Below are 19,244 nucleotides of genomic sequence, written 5' to 3'. Positions count from 1 at the left end.
CTGACGCTAGGCATCTCGCCTGCATTAGACCAGCGAATGTTTCTGCACCTTGATTAGCATTGCTTCATGCGCCCGAATCGTGAACATCTTGCCGCGCTCCTCGCCGTGGTCGACACCGGGACCTTCGAGGCGGCTGCGGCCGCGCTGCACGTCACGCCGTCCGCTATCAGCCAACGCATCAAGGCGCTCGAGTCGCAGCTTGGCCACGTGGTCGTCATCCGCTCGAACCCTTGCCGGGTAACCGATCCCGGCGCGCGGCTGCTGCGGATGGCGCGACAGATCGAGCTGCTCGAGCGTGAGACCTTCTCCGGGATGGGCTCGCAGAGCCCCGTCGTCGACCTCCCGGTCGCGGTCAACGCGGACTCGCTGGCCACGTGGTTTCCCACGGTGCTGAGCCGCGTAGCGGCACATCGCGGAATCCAGCTGCGGCTGTACGTCGAGGACCAGGAGCACACGACGGCCCTGATGCGTGATGCGACCGCGCTCGCGGCGGTGGCCAGCGATCGGGCACCGGTGCAGGGCTGCTCGGTGGAGCCACTCGGGGCGATGCGCTATGTCCCGGTCGCGACTCCCGGACTGCTGGAGATGCACACCAGCGGACGCCGGATCGACTGGCAAGCGCTTCCCGTCGTCCGGTTCAACGACAAGGACGACCTGCAGCACGACATCCTCGCGGCACACGGCGTGAGCAGGCCCGACGTATGCCACGTGATGCCGTCGTCCGAGGGCTTCGCGAAGGCGGTGCACGCCGGTCTTGGCTGGGGAGCGCTGCCGGAGTCCGATCTCGGGGACTCGCTCGCCCGCGGCAGCCTGCGGCGGCTCGGCGCGCGCCTTCATGTCGACGTCCCGCTCTACTGGCAGCGTTGGCGGATCGACTCTCCCGCCCTCGGCCTGCTCAGCGACGCCGTCCGGCACGCGGCGAGAGCCGCACTGCGGAGCTAGTAGACGACTCCGCGGAGGACGACTCGCTCAGGAGTACGCAGCACGCTCAGGTCGTCGAGTGGATTGGACGCGTAGCAGGCGAAGTCGGCGGGAGCGCCTTGGTCGAGTCCGGGGCGGCCGAGCCACTCGCGCGCCGCCCACGAGGCCGCGCCGAGCGCGTCGTACGGCGACAGGCCGATCCCGGCGAGAGCGATGACCTCCTCGCAGATCGACCCGTGCTTGATCGCACCGCCGGCGTCGGTACCGGCGAACATCGGCACGCCGGCCTCGTACGCCGCGCGCAGTCGCTGCGGGTGCTGCTCGTGCAGGTCGAGCATGTGCTGCTTGTACGCCGGATACTTCGTCGCAGCGGCGGCGATGTCGGGAAAGTTGTGAATGTTCACCACGGTCGGCACCAAGGCGGTTCCATGCTCGAGCATGGCGGTGATGACGTCGTCAGTGATGCCGGTGCCGTGCTCGATGCAGTCGATCCCGGAGGCGATCAGGTCGGGCAGCGCCTGCTCGCTGAAGGTGTGCGCGGTGACCCGGGCTCCGGCAGCGTGGGCGGCCTCCATGCCGGCGCGCAGCTCGTCCAGGCCCCACAGCGGGGCCAGATCGCCCTCGCCTCGATCGATCCAGTCGCCGACGATCTTCACCCAGCCGTCGCCGCGCTGCGCTTCGATCGCCATCTGCGCCGGGAGATCCTGCGGTTCGGTGTGCGTGTAGACGCCGCTGATGTAGCGCTTGTCCTGCGCGATGTGCTTGCCTGCCCGGATGACCTCGGGGAGGTCCTCCTCCCGGTTCATCCAGCCGATCTCGTACGGCGACCCGCAGTCGCGGATCACCGTGGCTCCCCCGTCGCGGGTGTCCCGAGCGTTCTGCCGGAGGCGATCATGCTCGTCGGCCGATACGAAGCCCTCGGGGCTGTTCCACAGGTGGCAGTGCGCATCGACGAGGCCCGGGACGATGTAGCCGCCGCGTGTCACGGTCTCGGCAGAGGCCACGGCCTCGTAGCTGACCCGGCCGTCGATGACGTACAGGTCACGCTCCTCGTCGCCCGGAAGGACGACGCCGGTGAAGCGCAGCGCACCCATCGATCCTTACTCCTTCGGCAGGTTCAGCTTCGAGAGATCGGGCAGACCGGGAATCTTCGGCCCGCCGGGTCCCCCGACGCCGGGCGGGAGCCCCGGCATGCCCCCGGGCATTCCCGGCATCCCGCCCAGACCGGGCGGCATCCCCATGGGCCGGTTGGGCCGCGAGCCGCCCTTCTTGCCCTTCTTGCCGCTCTTCTTGTTCTTGGCGTTGCGTGACTTGCGGCTGATGCCACTGCCGCCACCCAGCCCCATCGCGCCGGACATCTGGGTCATCATCTTGCGCGCCTCGAAGAACCGGGTGACCAGGTTGTTGACCTCCGAGACGGTCACGCCGGAGCCGTTGGCGATGCGCAGCCGACGCGAGCCGTTGATGATCTTGGGGTCCTGGCGCTCGGCGGGCGTCATGCCGCGGATGATCGCAGCGGTGCGGTCCAGGTCCTTCTCGTCGAGGTTGTTCAGCTGGTCCTTGATCTGGCCGGCGCCGGGAAGCATCCCCAGCAGGTTCTGCAGCGGCCCCATCCGGCGGATCGCGACCATCTGCTCGAGGAAGTCGTCGAGGGTGAACTTGTTGCCGGAGGCGACCTTCTCGGCCATCCGCTCGGCTTCTTCTTCGTCGAAGGTCTGCTGCGCCTGCTCGATCAGAGTGAGCATGTCGCCCATGCCGAGGATGCGGCTTGCCATCCGCTCGGGGTGGAAGACGTCGAAGTCCTCGAGCTTCTCACCGGTCGAGGCGAACATGATCGGCTGGCCGGTCACGAAGCGCACCGAGAGCGCGGCGCCGCCACGGGCGTCGCCATCGAGCTTCGACAGGACGACACCGGTGAACCCCACGCCGTCGCGGAAGGCCTCGGCGGTGGTGATCGCGTCCTGGCCGATCATCGCATCGATGACGAACAGCACCTCGTCGGGCCGGACGGCGTCGCGGATGTCGATCGCCTGCTGCATCATCTCGGCGTCCACGCCCAGACGGCCGGCCGTGTCGACGATGACGATGTCGTGCATCTGGCGCTTGGCCTGCTCGATCGACTCGCGGGCGACCTGCACCGGGTCGCCGACGCCGTTGCCGGGTTCGGGCGCGTACACGTCGACCCCGGCCTGACGGCCCACCACCTGCAGCTGGGTGACTGCGTTCGGACGCTGCAGGTCGGCCGCGACCAGCATCGGCGAGTGGCCCTGACCCTTCAGCCACCTCGACAGCTTGCCCGCCAGCGTGGTCTTGCCCGCGCCCTGCAGGCCGGCGAGCATGATGACCGTCGGCGGGTTCTTGGCGAACTGCAGTCGCCGGGTCTCCCCGCCCAGCACCCCGATGAGCTCGTCGTTGACGATCTTGATGAACTGCTGCGCCGGGTTGAGCGCCTTGGAGACCTCGGCACCGAGCGCGCGCTCCTTGATCGCCGAGACGAACGCCTTGACGACCGGGAGCGCGACATCGGCCTCCAGCAGCGCGATGCGGATCTCGCGAGAGGTGGCGTTGATGTCGGCCTCGGTGAGTCGGCCCTTGCTGCGCAGGCCGGTGAAGACCTTCTCAAGGCGGTCGGACAGTGTGTCGAACACGAAAGCTCCTGGGGTGGGTTCACGCGCACCTAGAACGCGGGCGGTACGCCGACTCTCTAGAGTAGACGACATCAGCCCCCTCGCCCGTGGCGTCGGACTCCCCCGCGATGCCGCCGGCGCTGGTAGGCCCGGACCTCGATATCCGGAGCGACGACGTCAACCGCCGGTTCCGGGTGTTCGCTCGGGCTACTTGGCCGCCTCAATCTCCTGCTTGAGCTCTTCGACGCCGCCGAGCGAAAGCTCCTTGCCGTCGACCAGGACGGTCGGCGTGCCCGCGTAACCCTTCTCCTCGAAGGCCTTGGTGTTGGCGGTCGGCGTGTCGGCGTGCTCCCCGCCCTCGAAGCACTGCTTCCAGTCCTCGCCCAGGCCCTCGTCCTCGGCCAGGGAGATCAGCTCCTGGTCACTTAGCCCGGGGCCGCCCTCGGGCGGCTGGTTCTCGTAGAGCTGCTTCATGTAGAGGTAGCCGCCCTCCTTGTCGCCGGCGCACAGCAGCGCGGCGGCCGCGCGGGTCGAGTAGCCTGCGGGCTGCGACTGCTGGTTCAGGATCGCGACCGGGTGCACGACGAGCTTGGCGGTGCCGTCGTTGATGTACTTCTCGATCGTCTCGGCGGCACGCGTCTCGTACACGCGGCACGCCGGGCACAGCAGGTCGACGTAGTACTCGACAGTGACCGGCGCGGACTCCTCGCCCCAGGTGATCGCACCCTCGCTCACCGTTCCGGCACCCGGGTCGACGGCCGCGCGGGCCTTCTCCTTCTCGTCGTTGCTGGAGGTGACGGCGATGATGCCGGCCACGATGAGCGCCACGACGAGTACGCCGGCCACGATCCAGATCGTCATCTGGCTGTTGCCGCCGGAGGTGGCCTTCCGGGCGTCGGCGATCGCCTTGTCACGGCTCTTGGCATTCGCCGGCTTCTTGCCGCTCACCTTGGGACCAGTGCTGTTGGAGCGCCCCGGCGACTTGCTTGTGGAGCCGCCGGCGTTGACGTTGCGCTTCTTCTGCGAGTTGGACATCTGCCTCTTTCGTTCGTACGGGTTAACGCGGTGAGCTTCCGGACAGCTGTTCATCGTATTCGCGGCCGGTCTCGTCATGCTCTGGCTGCTCACGCTCCCCGTCCGCGGCCGAGGTGCGAGACCCGAGGACGTCGTCGAGTGCCAGGTGGGTGCGTGGCCAGACGGTCAGCCACGCGGTAGCCGCGAGCATGAGCAGGTCGCGACCGATCTCGAAGGCGAAGTTGGGCCGCTCGGTCGCGAGGATCGATCCACCGAAGCAGCCGCACGCCACGTTGATGTCTCTGATCCACAGCGAGGCGATCCCGGCGATGAACGCGATGAGCAGCAGCGACATGAGCAGCGCGACGATGCGGGTACCCAGTCCCAGCAGCAGCAGGGCGCCCAGCGCGATCTCCAGGACCGGCAGCGTGATGCCGATGACGTGCGCGATCTCGCGCGGGAAGATCTGGTAGGACTCGACCGACAGCTTCGCCAGCTCGATGTCGGTGATCTTGCTCAGCCCGGCCACGACGAAGACCGCGGCCATGGCCAGCCGGGCCACCGTCGAGATCGCGGTCCGAGCCGACGGCCACCCTCCACTGCCGGTGGCGGACTCTGCGTGCATCACGACCTGTATTCTTCCACGGCCCTCACGCTGCGGGGTCGCCCTGTGACCGGGTCGGCGCGCGGCAGTCGAGTACTTGTTGCAAGCGATATGCAATAGGCTGGTGGGGTTCCATCCCGTGACCAGGAGGCCGCGCCGTGCATGTGCCTGACGGATTTCTTAACGCACCGACCTCGATCGCAACCGGGGTGGTCGCCGCGGGCGCGGTCGCACTCTGCCTCCGCGGCGCCCGCCGCGAGCTCGACGACCGTACAGCGCCGCTGGCCGGCATCGTCGCCGCCTTCGTGTTCGCCGCACAGATGATCAACTTCCCGGTTGCCGGTGGCACCAGCGGCCATCTGATGGGCGGCGCGCTGGCAGCCGCCCTCGTCGGCCCGTGGACCGGCACATTGTGCGTCGCGGTCGTCCTCATCGTTCAGGCGCTGGTCTTCGCCGACGGCGGGCTCACGGCACTGGGCACCAATGTTGTCCTGATCTCCGTCTGCACGGTCGCGGTGTCGTACGTCGTCATGCGTGGCCTGCTGCGCGTCCTTCCGCGAGGCCGCGGCGGCACACTCGCGGCAGTGTTCGCCGGTGCGCTGATATCGGTGCCGGCCGCCGCACTGGTGTTCGTCGGGCTGTTCGCGGTCGGGGGCACCGTAGCCGTCCCGCTCGGTGGGTTCACCGGCGCGATGCTCGGCGTCCATCTGCTGGTCGGCCTTGGCGAGGCGCTCATCACGACGCTCGTCGTGGGGGCGGTGCTCGCGGCCCGGCCGGACCTGGTGTTCCTCACCCGGGACCAGCGTCGCCCGCTGGAGCTGCGTGACTCGGTGGCCCCGGCCAGCCCGACGGGAGCTCGCTCGTGAGGCGCCCGTCCGCGCGCGCCGTCGTCATCGGCCTGCTCGTAGCCGCGCTCGTCGTGGCAGGGCTGCTGAGTTTTTTCGCCTCCTCCTCCCCCGATGGACTGGAACGGGTCGCCGAGGACAAGGGGATCGCGCAGAGCGCGTCCGAGCATGACCTGCAGGACGGCCCACTGGCGGACTACCAGACCACCGGGGTCGAGGACGAATGGCTTTCGACGGGGCTCTCCGGCGTCATCGGCGTGCTCGTGGTCGCCGGCGTCTCCACGGGGCTGTTCCTGCTGCTGCGGCCGCGAAGCGGCAGCCAGCCCGAGGCATCGCCGGAGCGCGACGTCTCGAGCGCAAGCCGCTGAGGTGAGCGCCGGACACGCCCACGCCGGCTACGTACCCGGCGGCTCCTGGCTGCATCAGGCCCACGCGCACCACAAGGTGCTCGCCTCGCTGATCCTCGTGATCTCGGTCGTCGCCGTCCCGGCGGGCGTGTGGTGGCCGTACGCCGTGGCGCTCGGGATCCTTCTCGCCGCCGCCGCCACCGCGCGGCTTCGTGCGCTGTCGGTGGCTCGCCGGATGCTCATCGAGATCCCGTTCGTGCTGTTCGCGCTCGCGTTGCCGTTCTTCGCGCGGGGCCCGCGCATCGAGGTGCTCGGGATCGCGGTCAGCGAGCCGGGCCTGATCGCGGCCGGGGCGATGCTTTGCAAGGCGACCCTCGGCGTGCTCGCGGGCATCGTGCTGGCCTCGACGACCGAGCCCGCCGAGATGATCGCCGGGCTGCGCCGGCTCCGCCTCCCGTCGCTGCTGGTCCAGATCGCCTCCTTCATGCTGCGCTATCTCAGCGTGATCACCGACGACCTGCGCAGGATGCGGATCGCTCGCGAGTCACGCTGCTACGCCGGCGGTGGGCTGGGTCACGCGCGGGCGGTCGCGAGCTCCGCCGGGGCGCTGTTCGTGCGCTCCTACGAGCGCGGGGAGCGGGTGCACCTCGCGATGCTGTCACGGGGGTACACCGGCGAGATGCCGGCGCTCGGCAGCCGGGCCCTGACCGCTGCCCCGCTGGCCCTCGTCGCCGGCGTCGCCGTGGTCGTCGCGGCCACCACCGCCGCATGGATGATCCGATGAGTGCGCCGTCCCTGCTGGTGGAGCGGCTGGCCTTCGCCTATCCCGACGGTCACCAGGCGCTCTACGGCGTCGACCTGCGCGTCGAGCGCGGCGAGCGAGTTGCGCTCCTGGGGCCGAACGGCGCCGGCAAGACCACACTCGTGCTGCATCTGAACGGGATCTTGGCCGGTGGCGCGGGGCGGGTGAGCGTCGGGGGGCTGGCGGTGGACCAGGCGCACCTGCAGGAGGTCCGTCGGCGCGTCGGCATCGTCTTCCAGGACCCCGACGACCAGCTGTTCATGCCGACCGTGCGTCAGGACGTCGCGTTCGGCCCGGCCAACCTGGGGCTGCGCGGGGCCGATCTGGACGCTGCGGTCGACCGTGCGCTGGCCGCGGTCGGGATGAGCGAGTTCGCCGACCGGCCACCGCATCACCTGTCGTTCGGGCAGCGACGCCGGGTGGCGGTCGCCACCGTGCTCGCGATGGACCCGGAGATCCTGGTGCTGGACGAGCCGTCCAGCAACCTCGACCCGGCCGGACGCCGCGAGCTCGCCGAGATCCTGCAGTCTCTGCCGGTGACGATTCTGATGGTCACCCACGACCTGCCGTATGCGCTGCAGCTGTGCGAGCGGTCGGTGATCCTCGACGGCGGCGTGATCGTCGCCGACGGAGCGACGACGATGATCCTCGGCGACGATCGGCTGCTGAGCCGGCACCGCCTGGAGCTGCCGTATGGGTTCAGCGTGCCGAACTAGCCGGCGGTCTGCAGCAGGCCGTCAACGAACTCGCGCGGCACGAACGGGATGAGGTCGTCCTTGCCCTCGCCTATCCCGACGTACTTCACCGGAACCCCCAGCTCCTTCTGCACGGCGATCACGATGCCGCCCTTGGCCGAGCCGTCGAGCTTGGTCAGCACGACCCCGGTGACGTCGACGACGTCGGTGAACACGCGCGCCTGCACGAGGCCGTTCTGGCCGGTGGTGGCATCCAGCACAAGGAGGGTCTCATCGACCGGGCCGTGCTTCTCGACCACGCGCTTGACCTTGCCGAGCTCGTCCATGAGGCCCTGCTTGGTGTGCAGCCGCCCCGCGGTGTCGATGAGCACCGTGTCGATCCGCCGCGCCTTGCCCTCCTTGACCGCGTCGAAGGCCACCGACGCGGGGTCGGCCTTCTCGGGGCCCCGGACGACGTCGACGCCGACGCGCTCACCCCAGGTCGCGAGCTGGTCGGCAGCTGCGGCACGGAAGGTGTCGGCCGCGCCCATCAGCACGGTGTGCCCGTCGCCGACCAGCACGCGCGCCAGCTTGCCGCAGGTCGTCGTCTTGCCGGTGCCGTTGACGCCGACGACCATCACGACCGCCGGGCTGCCGTCCGCACGGGTCGCCGCGAGGGTGCGGTCCATGTCCTCGCCGAGGGCGTCGACGAGCTCGTCGGCCAGCAGCCGCTTCACCGAGTCGGAGTCGCCAGCGCCGACCGCCATCGACTTGGTGCGCAGCTGCTCAACGATGTGCGTGGAGGCAGCGACGCCGACGTCCGCCTGCAGGAGCGAGTCCTCCAGATCCTCCCAGTCCTCCTCCTCCATCTCGTCCTTGGAGATGACGGCGAGCAGGCCGCGGCCGAAGGCGCTGTTGGAGCGCGCGAGCCGGTCGCGCAACCGGCCCATCCGGCTCTTGGTCGATGGCGGGGCATCGAGCACCGGAGCAGGCTCCGGCTCGGGCTCGACCGGCGGCGCCTCGACCGGCGGGGCGGTGTCCAGGCCCGCGGGGCTGTCCGGGACGACGACGCCCTCCGGCAGCTCGGCCTCGGCCTCGGCGTCCGTCGGCGTCAGCGAGCCCGGGGCACCCGGGGGCGCCGCGTCGGCGGGCTCGATCGGCTCGGTCGGCTCGGTCGGCGTAGCGGGCGGGGCCTTGGTGGCCGGCCGGTCCAGCGTCGCGGTCGCGCCGCCCGTGGCGGAGCGATCGGGGCGGTCGATGCGCGGAGCCGACTTCGGCTTGTCCTCCAGCCGCATCACCTTCTTGCCCTTGCTGACGATGAAGGCGTACGACGAGATGACGATGATGACGAGCAGAGACAGCGCGATCCAGAGCCATTCCATAGCGTTCATCCTCCCAGAGAAAACGCGGGCCGGTACGGGACCGGCCGTGAGGGTTCTTACCCGGACGGGTCGGCTAGGAAGCCTGCTCGCGGATTCGCTGGCTGATCACCTGAGTGATGCCATCACCGCGCATCGTTACGCCGTACAGCGCATCGGCAATCTCCATGGTGCGCTTCTGGTGGGTGATGATGATCAGCTGGCTGGTGTCACGCAGCTGCTCGAACAGGGTGATCAGCCGTCCGAGGTTGACGTCGTCCAGGGCGGCTTCGACCTCGTCCATGACATAGAACGGGCTCGGTCGCGCGCGGAAGATCGCCACCAGAAGCGCGACGGCAGTCAGTGATCGCTCGCCGCCGGACAGCAGCGACAGCCGCCTGATCTTCTTGCCGGGCGGGCGCGCCTCGACCTCGATGCCGGTGGTGAGCATGTCATCGGGGTGGGTGAGCACCAGTCGTCCCTCACCGCCCGGGAACAGTGTGCTGAAGACGATCGCGAACTCGCGCGCGACGTCCTCGTAGGCCGACGAGAACACCTCGAGGATGCGGGCGTCGACGTCCGCGACGACGGTCAGCAGATCGCGCCGGGTGGCCTTGAGATCCTCGAGCTGGTCGGAGAGGAACTGATGCCGCTCCTCCAGCGCCGCGAACTCCTCCAGCGCCAGCGGGTTGACCTTCCCCAGCAGCGCGAGGTCCTTCTCCGCCTTCCGGGCGCGCTTCTCCTGGACGTCGCGGTCGTAGGCCGTCGGCTCGGGTGCGGGCTCGCCCTTCTGCTCGGCCTCGGCGACCATCGCGGCGGTCGGCGGCACCTTCTGGTCGGGCCCGTACTCGGCCAGCAGCGCCTCGACGCTGACCCCGAACTCCTCGGAGGCACGCTCGGTGAGCTGGTCGATGCGCAGCCGCTGCTCGGCGCGCGCCACCTCGTCCCGGTGCACCTTGTCCGTGAGCCGGTCGAGGTCCGCGGCGAGCTCCTTGAGCCGCACCCGCACGGCTCTCAGCTCGCCCTCGCGCTCGACCCGTCCGGCGGCGATCTGGTCGCGTTCGCGCTCGGCGCGCGTCACGGAGACGGCGAGGTGGTCGAGCACCTTGGCGGCGGTCGTCTCGACGTCTTTGGCGACCTGGGCGCCGCGCGCCCGCTGCTCGCGCTGACGCGCCAGCCGTTGCCGGGCGGCGCGCTCGTTCTCGGCATTCCGGCGCAGTGAGGCCACTCTGCCGGTCAGCGCCTGTACTCGTTCCTCGGCGGTCCGCACGCCGAGCCGGACGTCGATCTCCTGCTGCCGCAAGTTCCCGACGACGACGATCAGCCGGTCTCGCTCGTCGGTCGAGGGCTCCTCCTCCGCGGGCGCCTCCTCGGCGAGCCGCAGCCGCTCCTCCATCTCGGCCAGCGAGGCCCGGGCCTGCTTCGCCTTCTCCTCGGCCTCCTGCTGCTGCCGGGTGAGCCGGTCGGCCTCGGCCGAAGCGTTGCGCGCCGCGGAGCCGAGCTGGGCGAGCTCCTCGGCGACGGCGTTCATCTGCGCGTCGGACTCGTGCAACGCGGCCAGCGCCTCGGCGACCTGCTGCGCGGCCTGCTGCTCGCTCGCCGCTGCCTGCTCGACCTGCGCACGCAACCGGTCGGCCTCCGCGGCGGCCTCCCGGCGTCGGGATTCCGCCTCGTCGACCGCGGCCTTGACCTCGATCGTGGACGGGGCGGACGCCGAACCTCCGCGGGCCACACCACGACCCACGACGTCGCCGTCGATGGTCACCGCCTGCACGTCGGGGTGCCGTTCGGCCAGCTCCGCCGCCGCGTCGAGCGAGCCGACGATGGCGACCTTGCGCAGCACCTCGCGGACGACGCCGGCCAGCTCCGAGCCCACCTCGACGTCGTCCACCGCCCAACGGGCGTCGTCGGGCAGCGCTGGCCACGAAGCGCGATCGTCGTCGCCACCCTGGCCGCTGATCAGCATCGCGGCCTGGCCGGCGTCATCGTCTTTGAGCATCCGCAGCGCATCGGCGGCGTCCTGCGCGCGCCGTACGACGGCCGCTTCGGCGAGCGCCCCCAGAGCGGCCGCGACGGGCGCCTCCGACCCGGGCTTCACCGTGAGCATCGTGGACAACGACCCGAGCAGCCCGGGCAGCCGGTCGCCGGCGTCCACCAGGCTCGCGGTGGCGTCCTTGCGCCCCAGCCCGACCGCCAGGGCGTCGCGCCGGACCTCCCAGCTCTTGGCCTCCTGCTCGGCCTCTCGCAACGCGTCGCGCAGCTCTCGCAGCCGCGCTCCTGCCGCTGCGTGCGCGCTCTCGGCGGCCTCGTGCCGCTCGTCGAGGCCATGCTCGCCCTCGTCGAGATCGCCGATCGACTCCTGCACCGTGGTGAGCTTCTCCTCGGCGTCCGCGGCGCGGGCAGTGGCATCGCGCAACGCCGCGCCTAACCGCTGGATCTCGTCGTCCGCGCCGCCGGCCCGGGCGCGCAGCGTGTTGACCTGACCGACGAGCCGGGCCAAGCCCTCTCGGCGGTCCGCGATCGCCCGGACGGCGGCCACGTGCTGGTCCTCCGCGGCCTTCAGCTCGGCCTCGGCGGTGCGCTTCTGCTCACCGATGTCCTCGAGCACCTGGCGGTCGCCGTCGAGTGCCTGCTTCATTCTCTCAAGCTCGTCGGCGAAGGTCGCTGCCTGCCGCTCCAGCTCGTCGGGGTCCCGGGCGCTGGCCGGATCCTCCAGCGGTGTAGAGAGCCCGCGATGGCGTTCGGCCGCGAGCTGGATGGTTCCGCGCAGCCGCTCGGCGATGCCGGAGAGCTGGAAGTGGGCGTCCTGGGCCGCCGCTAGCAGTGGTGCGTCGGTGGCGAGCGCCTCGTCGAGCTCGGTCTCCCGGGCACTGCGCTCGGCGAGCTCGGCCTCGACCTCGGCGCGGCGCCGGCGCAGCGCGGTCTCGTCGGCTACCTCGCGCTCCAGGGTGGAGCTGAGCGTGGCGATGTCGTCGGCGAGCAACCTCAGCCGTGAGTCGCGCACGTCCGCCTGGATCGCCTGCGCGCGGCGGGCGACGTCCGCCTGGCGGCCGAGCGGCTTGAGCTGGCGGCGCAGCTCGTCGGTGAGGTCGCTGACCCGGGTGAGGTTAGCCATCATCGCGTCGAGCTTGCGCAGCGCCTTCTCCTTGCGCTTGCGGTGTTTCAGGACGCCGGCCGCCTCCTCGATGAAGCCACGGCGGTCCTCCGGGCGAGCCTGCAGGACGCTGTCGAGCTGGCCCTGGCCGACTATCACGTGCATCTCGCGGCCGATGCCCGAGTCGCTCATCAGCTCGTGGATGTCGATCAGCCGGCACCGGTCGCCGTTGATCTCGTACTCGCTCTCGCCGCTGCGGTACATCCGGCGGGTGACCGACACCTCGGTGTAATCGATCGGCAGGGCGTTGTCGGAGTTGTCGATTGTGAGCGTCACCTCGGCTCGGCCGAGAGGCGCGCGGCCGGCGGTGCCGGCGAAGATGACGTCCTCCATCTTGCCACCGCGCAGCGCCTTCGCGCCCTGCTCGCCGAGCACCCACGCGATCGCGTCGACGACATTCGACTTGCCCGACCCGTTCGGCCCGACGACGCAGGTGACACCCGGTTCGAGCCGCAGCGTGGTCGCCGACGCGAAGGACTTGAAGCCCTTGATGGTCAGGCTCTTCAGGTGCACAGATCAGCTCCCGCGGGTGTGTACGTCGGCAGCCCTCAACGATACCGGCCCGGCACACCGATCCCGGGCACATCCGCCTCGCCCGCCCCCGCGTGCTGCGGTGGGAGGATCGGCGGTGTCTCTACTTGGACAACCTCCGACCCGGATGCGCCGTCGGCGATCCGGGGCGCGCTGCCGACGGCGCGGCAGGTCGGCGGGGTGTGGGCCGGCGGGGCCGGCGGGTGCGGGCTGCGGGCGCTTGTCGAACTGGCGCTGCCGGCCGGCTCGGGCCTGCCGTGGGGCACGCTCGCGGTCAACCTGATCGGCGCGTTCGCCCTCGGCCTGCTGCTCGAGCTGCTGCTGTTGGCCGGCGACGACTCCGGCGCACGGCGCAGGCTGCGGCTGACCGTGGGCACCGGGCTGCTTGGGGGGTTCACGACGTACAGCAGCCTCGCGGTCGAGTCGGTCGACCTGCTGAGGGCGGGCGCGGCCGGCACTGCTCTTTGCTATGTCGCACTTACCCTCACCGCCGGGACAATTCTCGCCTGGGCCGGGATCGCCACCGCGCAAAGGATCCGGGGGCCGGGATGAGCCCACTGACGTTGACGCTGCTCAGCGTGGCCGGCGGAGCGGGAGCAGCCGGGCGGTTCATCGTGGACGCGCTCATCCGTGCGCGGTGGCGCACGCACTTCCCGGTCGCTACGGCGGCGATCAACCTGACGGGTTCGCTGCTGCTCGGGATGCTGGCGGGGGCGGCAATCGACCGCGACCTGGCCACGGCGTACGCCGTCCTCGGAGTGGGATTCCTCGGCGGGTTCACCACCTTCAGTACGCATGCGGTCGAGACCGTGCGCCTCGCGCGTGGCGGGCCGCGGGCTCACGCCGCACTGAACGCCTTCGGGACCCTGCTCGGCGCGGTCGCTCTCGCGTGGGCCGGTCTCCTCCTCGGCGCGACTCTCTGACGCATCAGCGATGCTCCGCCTGCGCATCACTGATGCATTATCCTTGGCGTATGCGCACGACAGTGAACCTTCCCCCGGATCTTGAAGCCGAGGTAGCGCGACTTCGCCGCGAGGAAGGCATGGGCACGAGTGAGGCAATCGTGGCACTCGCTCGTCGCGGACTCACGCGGGTTTCAGAACCGCGGCCCTTCACCCAGCGCACCGCGCGGCTGAACGCGAAGGTCGACCTCACGAACATCGGCGAGGTGCTCGACCTACTCGAGAACACATGATTCTCGACGCCAACGTACTGCTCTACGCCGTCGACGAGACGAGCCGGCACCACGACCGCGCCAGCGGATTCCTCGAGCAACACCTCAACGGGGCCGCCCGGGTCGGCCTACCCTGGCAGAGCATCTCAGCGTTCCTCCGGATCTCCACTCACCCCCGGATCATGACCACGCCGCTGGCTCCCGCGTTCGCTGTCGCCTGCGTCGATGACTGGCTCGCAGCGCCGGCCGCGTGGCTGCCCGACGTCACCAAGGCGACCTGGTCGATCATGCGCGCGCTGGTCGTCGACGCCGACATCAGCGGCAACCTCGTCCCCGATGCGCAGCTCGCTTCCCTGGCTCTCCAGCACGGCGCGCAGGTCGTGTCAGCCGACAGCGACTTCGCCCGGTTCCGAGGGGTGCGTTGGCTCAACCCGTTCGACTAGGTTCTGTTACGAAAGCGGCCCAGCGTGGCGCACCGGTCGATTCATCCGCTCGTCGATGAGAGTGTTCGTCCGCGAGCGAGTTTCGCGACTCGTCCTAGACCGGTTACCGCTTGGCAATGCGGGCGCCCACGAGGACGCCGATCAGCATCGACAGGGCGCCGAAGACGGCGCCGAGCACGAACGAGCCGCCACCGGACGCCGGTGCGAGCACGGCGAGCGGCCCACCGGCAGCGGGAGTCGGCGCGGTGGCAGCGTCCGATCCACCTGCGGACCGAGCACCGGCCACGGCCGTGCCGGCCGGCACGGCGGCTACCTCGGGTGCGGCCTCCTTCGCGCCAACCTTCTTCTCGCCCGTCAGCACGGCATCGATCTGCTTGAAGAAGGCGCCCGCGGTCTTCTTCGCCACGGAGGTGAGCACCCGCTGGCCGACGCCCCCGACCATCCCGCCGACGATCGCGTCGGCGTCGTAGCTGATCTCGGTGGTGCCGTCGCCCTTGTCCGCGAGCTGCACGTCGACCGTCGTGCCGATCGTCCCGGCGGCGCCGGCACCCTCGGCCTTCAGGGTCAGCGACGAGGGCTCGCGCAGGTCCTCGAGCTTGATCTCCCCCTGATAGGTGCCCTTGATCGAGGCGATGCCCATCGAGACCACGCCGCGGTAGTGCGCCGGGCCGACCTCCTCAAGCTTCTCGCAGCCCGGGATCACCTCGGCGAGCACCTTCGGGTCGTTGATCGCTTCCCAGACCTTGTCGGGGGTGGCGTTCAGGACGGCAGAACCGGAGACCTTCATAACTGACCTTTCGTCGCGGCCAGGCGCTGGGCACCGGCCTTGGTGTCCTCGATCTCGCCCGCGTCGTGGGCGCGCATGAGATCGAACAGCTTCGATGGGTTGAGCGGCATCTCGGTGATCCGGAAGCCGACGGCATCCTCGACTGCGGAGGCGATGAGCGCGGCCACCGGGATCACTCCGGCCTCGCCGGCGCCCTTGATGCCGAGCGGGTTGAGCGGCGACGGCGTCACCTGGTGCTCGAGCGTCAGCTCGCCGCGCGACTCCATCGGGATCTCGGTGACGTACGGGAGCAGGAAGTCCATGAACGAGGCGTTCAGCAGCTGCCCGGACTCGTCGTACTCCATGATCTCGTAGAGCGCGCCGCCGATGCCCTGGGCGAGGCCACCCTGCACCTGCCCCTCGACGATCATCGGGTTGATCAGCTCGCCACAGTCATGGTTCACGGCGTACTTCACGATCTGGATGTCGCACGTGAGCGGGTCGATCTCGACCAACGCGGCGTGCATACCGCTGGCGAAGGTCGAGCGCGGCGGAGAGTAGTAGTCGGTCCCCTCGATGCCGGGCTCGCTGTCGTCGGCGATCGGCGGCTTGTCGGGATCACCAGGCTTGGCGAACTGGGTCGCCTCCTTCGCTGCCTCGTCGAATGCGTACCGCAGCGGGTTCGACAGGACGGCGGCGTGCGCGAGGGTGATGCCGGACGACGGATCGCCCTTCACCTGCACGTTGCCGTCGACGATCTCCAGGTCCTCGGCCGAGACCTCGAGCAGGTCGGACACGACGCGCAGCGCCTTGTCGCGCGCCTGGACGGCCGCCAGGTGCACCGCCGACCCACTCATGACCGCAGCACGTGATGCGAAAGTCCCTACTGCATAACCGAAGCGGCGCGTATCGCCGGCGGTGACGCGCACCTTCTCGAACGGGACGCCGAGCGTGTCGGCCGCGATCTGAGCGAATGCGGTCTCGTGGCCCTGGCCCTGCGTGGTGAGGCCGATCGCGACCTCGACGGTGCCGTCGTTGAGGACGTTGACGTGCGCGCCTTCGTACGGGCCGGGGCCGGTTCCCTCGACGTAGCAGGCGATCCCGGCGCCGAGCAGCCTGCCGCGAGAGCGCGCGTCCTCACGGAGTGCGTCGATGCCGTCCCAGCCGATCTGCTTCTTCAACGACTCGAGCTGCTTCGGATACTCGCCCGAGTCGTAGATCAGTGGCCGCCCGTCCTGGAACATCAGGCCCTGATCGAACGGGAACTCGTCCGGCTGGATGAAGTTGGCCTGGCGTACCTCGGTGCGGTCCTTGCCGAGGTAGTCGGCGATCCGGTCCATCGTCCGCTCCATCGCGAACACGCCCTGCGGACGCCCGGCGCCGCGGTACGGCGTGACGATGCAGGTGTTGGTGTAGACCGAGTAGAACTCGACGCGGTAGTTCTCCGGCTTGTACGGGCCGAGCAGCTGGGTCGAGGTGACGATCGGGCAGATGACACCGTACGGCGTGTAGGCGCCATTGTCGTGCCAGAACACGACGTCCAGCGCGTTGATCCGGCCGTCGTCGTCGAACCCGACCTTGATCTTGTGCTGCTGCTCGCGCTCGTGCGACGAGGCGATGAAGTGCTCGCGGCGATCCTCGGTCCACTTCACCGGGTGGCTAAGCTTCATCGCCGCCATCGGCACCGTGATCTCCTCGGGCCACGGATGCACGATCTTGACGCCGAACCCGCCACCGACGTCGGGTGCGATGACCTCTACCTTCGTCAGCGGCAGCTGCAGCTTGGCGGCGATGGCGGCGCGCACGGACGTCGAGGTCTGCGTGGACGAGTAGACGCGCAGGCTCTTGTCGTCGTCGTCCCACTTGGCGTGGACCGCCTTGCCCTCCATCGGGATGGACGCCGATCGCTCGATCGTCAGGTCCAGCTCGAGGGTGTGCTTGGCCTTCGCGAAGCCGGCGTCGACGTCGCCGTTCTCCTGCACGAGGTGGGCGGCCACGTTGTCATCGATGTCCTCGTGGACGGTCGCTGCGGCCTCGCGGGAGCGGGTCACGCCGACGACCGGGGGCAGGAACTCGTAGTCGACGCGGATCCGGTTTGCCGCGTCCTCGGCGATGTAGCGGTCGAGTGCGACGACCATGACGATGGCTTCGCCTACGAAGTTCACCTCGTCCTTGGCCAGCGCGTAGCCGGTGCGCGGCGCGTGCAGCGACGGGTGTGGGATCAGCACCGGCAGCGGTTCGCCAGCCGGGCCTTCGAGGTCCTCCCAGGTGTAGATCGCCACGACGCCCTCGACGTCCAGTGCGTCGTCGATGTCGATGTCGGTGATCCGCGCGTGCGCGTGAGGCGAGCGCACGTACGCTGCCTCGTACGGCTTGACCGCCTCACGGGCGCCGATGTCGTCGGTGTAGCGGCCGTTGCCGGTGGTCAGCCGCAGGTCCTCGCTGCGCTTGACGGCGGAGCCGAAGTAGCGCTGAGCCATTACTTCTCCCCTTCCCGTGCAACGGGAGTGCTGGACTGCTCGCGCGCGATCTCGGCGGCGCGCAGCACAGCCTTCACGATGTTCTGGTAGCCGGTGCACCGGCACAGGTTGCCGCTGATCATCTCGATCGCCTCGTCCGGTGTCGGGTCGGGATTCTCTCGCAGGCCCGCGGTGATCGTGGTCAGGAAACCCGGGGTGCAGAAACCGCATTGGAGGGCGTGTGTGTCGCGGAAGGCGCGCTGCACCGGGGAGAGCGAGTCGGGGTCACCGGTCTCGTCTAGCTGCCCGAGTCCCTCGACTGTGGTGACCTCGTGGCCGTTGCACGAGACGGCGAAAACCAGGCAGGCCCGGACAGGTGTGCCGTCCAGCAGTACGGTGCAGGCGCCGCAGACGCCGTGCTCGCATCCCACGTGAGTGCCGGTGAGCCCGCGGTCGTGGCGCAGGAAGTCCGACAAGGTCCGTCGTGCGGTCACGGTGTCCGTGGCGTGCTGGCCGTTGATGGTCATGGTGACGGGATACAGCGTCTCACCCGCCTGGTTGGTGTGCTCGGCGCTGGTGGTCACGTCGTCTCTCCTTCGCCGTCGGTGCGTCGCTGCTTCGCGTGCTCTACCGCCTGCTCGACCGCCCGTTGCGCGAGCACGCCCGCGAGGTGGGTGCGGAACTCCGCGCTGGCGTGGATGTCGCCGACCGGGTCGATCGCCTCGCGCGCGGCCTCGGCGACGGCGTCCGCCCCGGAGCCCGCGGCCTCGGTCACGTCGACGACGATCGGAGTCTCGGTGACCGAGATGAACGACAGCCGTGCAGCGGCGATCCTGCCGTCCTCGAGCGCGACGATCGCTCCGACTCCGCACATCGCGTAGTCACCGTGCCGGCGCGACATCTCCAGGTACGCCGAACCCTCGTTCTCTTTCATTGCCGAGAAGTAGGCCTCGACGGCGAGCTCGTCGGGTTCGAGACAGGATTCTAGGGCGCCGGCGAAGAACTCGTTCCAGGGGATCGTCCGCTCGCCACCGGCGGAGGCCGCGACGACGTGACCGTCGGTGAGCGCCAGGACGGAGGTCATCTCGCCGGACGGGTCGGCGTGCGCGATCGACCCGACGGTGGTGCCACGATTGCGGATGGTGGCGTGCGCGACGTTGCGCAGCCCCTGGCCGATGATCGGAGCGATCCGCGCCGTTTCCGCGTGACGCTCCAGCTCCGCGTGCCGGGTCAACGCGCCGACGCGAATGCCGTCGTCACCTACCGAGATGTACGACAGCTCGGCGGCGGCGTTGATGTCCACCAGCACCCTGGGCTCGGCGAGTCGCATGGCGAGCATCGGGATGAGCGACTGTCCCCCGGCGAGCACCTTGGCCTCCGTGCCGTGCTCGGCGAGCGCAGCGATGGCCTCGGCCTTCGACGTCGGTCCGTTCCAGACGAACGGTGCGGGTTTCATCCCTACTCCCTAATTACGAGGTTCTTCCATTGTCAACGAGCGTGGGGCCGGCACCGTTCTCGGCGGTGC

At 69.8% G+C, this 19,244-nt stretch carries 19 protein-coding genes; 9 read left to right on the top strand and 10 right to left on the bottom strand.

The features are described 5' to 3' along the window. Positions 1–66 precede the first annotated feature (66 nt). The gene (locus DAA40_RS15490; protein WP_106850669.1) at positions 67–942 is read left to right on the top strand and encodes a LysR family transcriptional regulator ArgP; all 876 of its coding nucleotides are present in this window, start codon (positions 67–69) and stop codon (positions 940–942) included. Here the strand turns inward: DAA40_RS15490 and DAA40_RS15485 are convergent. The 4 genes from DAA40_RS15485 to DAA40_RS15470 form a co-directional block, all read right to left on the bottom strand. Further along, a complete protein-coding gene (locus DAA40_RS15485) occupies positions 939–2,015 on the bottom strand; it encodes an amidohydrolase family protein (protein ID WP_106850668.1) in 1,077 nt (358 codons plus the stop codon). The two genes, DAA40_RS15490 and DAA40_RS15485, sit on opposite strands and share 4 nt — an antisense overlap. Positions 2,016–2,021: 6 nt before the next feature. Further along, positions 2,022–3,569, bottom strand: a complete 1,548-nt coding sequence (gene ffh, locus DAA40_RS15480; RefSeq protein ID WP_106850667.1) for a signal recognition particle protein — start codon at positions 3,567–3,569, stop codon at positions 2,022–2,024. Between the two features lie 186 nt (positions 3,570–3,755). Further along, entirely contained in the window at positions 3,756–4,583 is an 828-nt protein-coding gene (locus DAA40_RS15475; RefSeq protein ID WP_158716475.1) for a thioredoxin domain-containing protein, read from the bottom strand. 22 nt (positions 4,584–4,605) lie between these two features. After that, the gene (locus DAA40_RS15470) at positions 4,606–5,187 is read right to left on the bottom strand and encodes a MauE/DoxX family redox-associated membrane protein (RefSeq protein ID WP_234356429.1); all 582 of its coding nucleotides are present in this window, start codon (positions 5,185–5,187) and stop codon (positions 4,606–4,608) included. Positions 5,188–5,324: 137 nt separating this feature from the next. Here DAA40_RS15470 and DAA40_RS15465 point away from each other — a divergent pair, with 137 nt between their 5' ends. From DAA40_RS15465 to DAA40_RS15455, 4 genes are read left to right on the top strand one after another with little or no spacing between them, the layout of a single operon-like run. Beyond that, positions 5,325–6,032 (top strand): energy-coupling factor ABC transporter permease, encoded by a 708-nt coding sequence (locus DAA40_RS15465; protein ID WP_199849843.1) that lies wholly within the window; start codon positions 5,325–5,327, stop codon positions 6,030–6,032. Further along, positions 6,029–6,379, top strand: coding sequence for a PDGLE domain-containing protein (locus DAA40_RS16540; protein WP_199849842.1), 351 nt, complete (start codon positions 6,029–6,031; stop codon positions 6,377–6,379). Before DAA40_RS15465 ends, DAA40_RS16540 begins: the two co-directional genes overlap by 4 nt. Before the next feature lies 1 nt (position 6,380). Further along, complete coding sequence (gene cbiQ, locus DAA40_RS15460; RefSeq protein WP_106850664.1) at positions 6,381–7,142, top strand: cobalt ECF transporter T component CbiQ; 762 nt, start codon at positions 6,381–6,383, stop codon at positions 7,140–7,142. Beyond that, the gene (locus DAA40_RS15455; protein WP_199849841.1) at positions 7,139–7,876 is read left to right on the top strand and encodes an energy-coupling factor ABC transporter ATP-binding protein; all 738 of its coding nucleotides are present in this window, start codon (positions 7,139–7,141) and stop codon (positions 7,874–7,876) included. The genes cbiQ and DAA40_RS15455 overlap by 4 nt, the downstream gene beginning before the upstream one ends. Here the strand turns inward: DAA40_RS15455 and ftsY are convergent. Then, a complete protein-coding gene (gene ftsY, locus DAA40_RS15450) occupies positions 7,873–9,216 on the bottom strand; it encodes a signal recognition particle-docking protein FtsY (RefSeq protein ID WP_106850662.1) in 1,344 nt (447 codons plus the stop codon). The genes DAA40_RS15455 and ftsY overlap by 4 nt on opposite strands. Positions 9,217–9,289: 73 nt before the next feature. Further along, complete coding sequence (smc, locus tag DAA40_RS15445) at positions 9,290–12,859, bottom strand: chromosome segregation protein SMC (protein WP_106850661.1); 3,570 nt, start codon at positions 12,857–12,859, stop codon at positions 9,290–9,292. Between smc and DAA40_RS15440 the strand changes: the two genes are divergently transcribed. From DAA40_RS15440 to DAA40_RS15425, 4 genes are read left to right on the top strand one after another with little or no spacing between them, the layout of a single operon-like run. Further along, on the top strand, positions 12,854–13,429 hold the full coding sequence (locus tag DAA40_RS15440) for a CrcB family protein (protein ID WP_234356424.1): 576 nt from the start codon (positions 12,854–12,856) through the stop codon (positions 13,427–13,429). The two genes, smc and DAA40_RS15440, sit on opposite strands and share 6 nt — an antisense overlap. Then, positions 13,426–13,800, top strand: coding sequence for a CrcB family protein (locus DAA40_RS15435; RefSeq protein ID WP_106850660.1), 375 nt, complete (start codon positions 13,426–13,428; stop codon positions 13,798–13,800). The genes DAA40_RS15440 and DAA40_RS15435 overlap by 4 nt, the downstream gene beginning before the upstream one ends. A gap of 50 nt (positions 13,801–13,850) precedes the next feature. Continuing rightward, positions 13,851–14,072, top strand: coding sequence for a ribbon-helix-helix protein, CopG family (locus DAA40_RS15430; protein WP_106850659.1), 222 nt, complete (start codon positions 13,851–13,853; stop codon positions 14,070–14,072). Next, positions 14,069–14,494 carry a TA system VapC family ribonuclease toxin gene (locus DAA40_RS15425; protein WP_106850658.1) on the top strand — a complete coding sequence of 142 codons (426 nt, stop codon included), beginning with the start codon at positions 14,069–14,071 and terminating at the stop codon, positions 14,492–14,494. Before DAA40_RS15430 ends, DAA40_RS15425 begins: the two co-directional genes overlap by 4 nt. Positions 14,495–14,597: 103 nt before the next feature. Here DAA40_RS15425 and DAA40_RS15420 read toward each other — a convergent pair whose 3' ends face one another. Genes DAA40_RS15420 through DAA40_RS15405 form a run of 4 tightly spaced genes read right to left on the bottom strand, consistent with a single transcriptional unit; the run spans position 14,598 to position 19,175 of the window. After that, positions 14,598–15,281 carry a carbon monoxide dehydrogenase subunit G gene (locus DAA40_RS15420; RefSeq protein WP_106850657.1) on the bottom strand — a complete coding sequence of 228 codons (684 nt, stop codon included), beginning with the start codon at positions 15,279–15,281 and terminating at the stop codon, positions 14,598–14,600. Next, entirely contained in the window at positions 15,278–17,740 is a 2,463-nt protein-coding gene (gene cutA, locus DAA40_RS15415) for an aerobic carbon-monoxide dehydrogenase large subunit (RefSeq protein ID WP_106850656.1), read from the bottom strand. Before cutA ends, DAA40_RS15420 begins: the two co-directional genes overlap by 4 nt. Next, positions 17,740–18,303: a (2Fe-2S)-binding protein gene (locus DAA40_RS15410; RefSeq protein ID WP_234356423.1), complete on the bottom strand. Its 564-nt coding sequence runs from the start codon at positions 18,301–18,303 to the stop codon at positions 17,740–17,742. Before DAA40_RS15410 ends, cutA begins: the two co-directional genes overlap by 1 nt. Further along, complete coding sequence (locus tag DAA40_RS15405; RefSeq protein ID WP_106850655.1) at positions 18,300–19,175, bottom strand: xanthine dehydrogenase family protein subunit M; 876 nt, start codon at positions 19,173–19,175, stop codon at positions 18,300–18,302. The genes DAA40_RS15410 and DAA40_RS15405 overlap by 4 nt, the downstream gene beginning before the upstream one ends. Positions 19,176–19,244 lie beyond the last annotated feature (69 nt).

The organism is Blastococcus sp. Marseille-P5729 (genome assembly GCF_900292035.1).
Classification (GTDB): domain Bacteria; phylum Actinomycetota; class Actinomycetes; order Mycobacteriales; family Antricoccaceae; genus Cumulibacter.
Note: the sequence above shows the minus strand (reverse complement) of the source record. Positions and strands in the feature narration are given on the sequence as shown.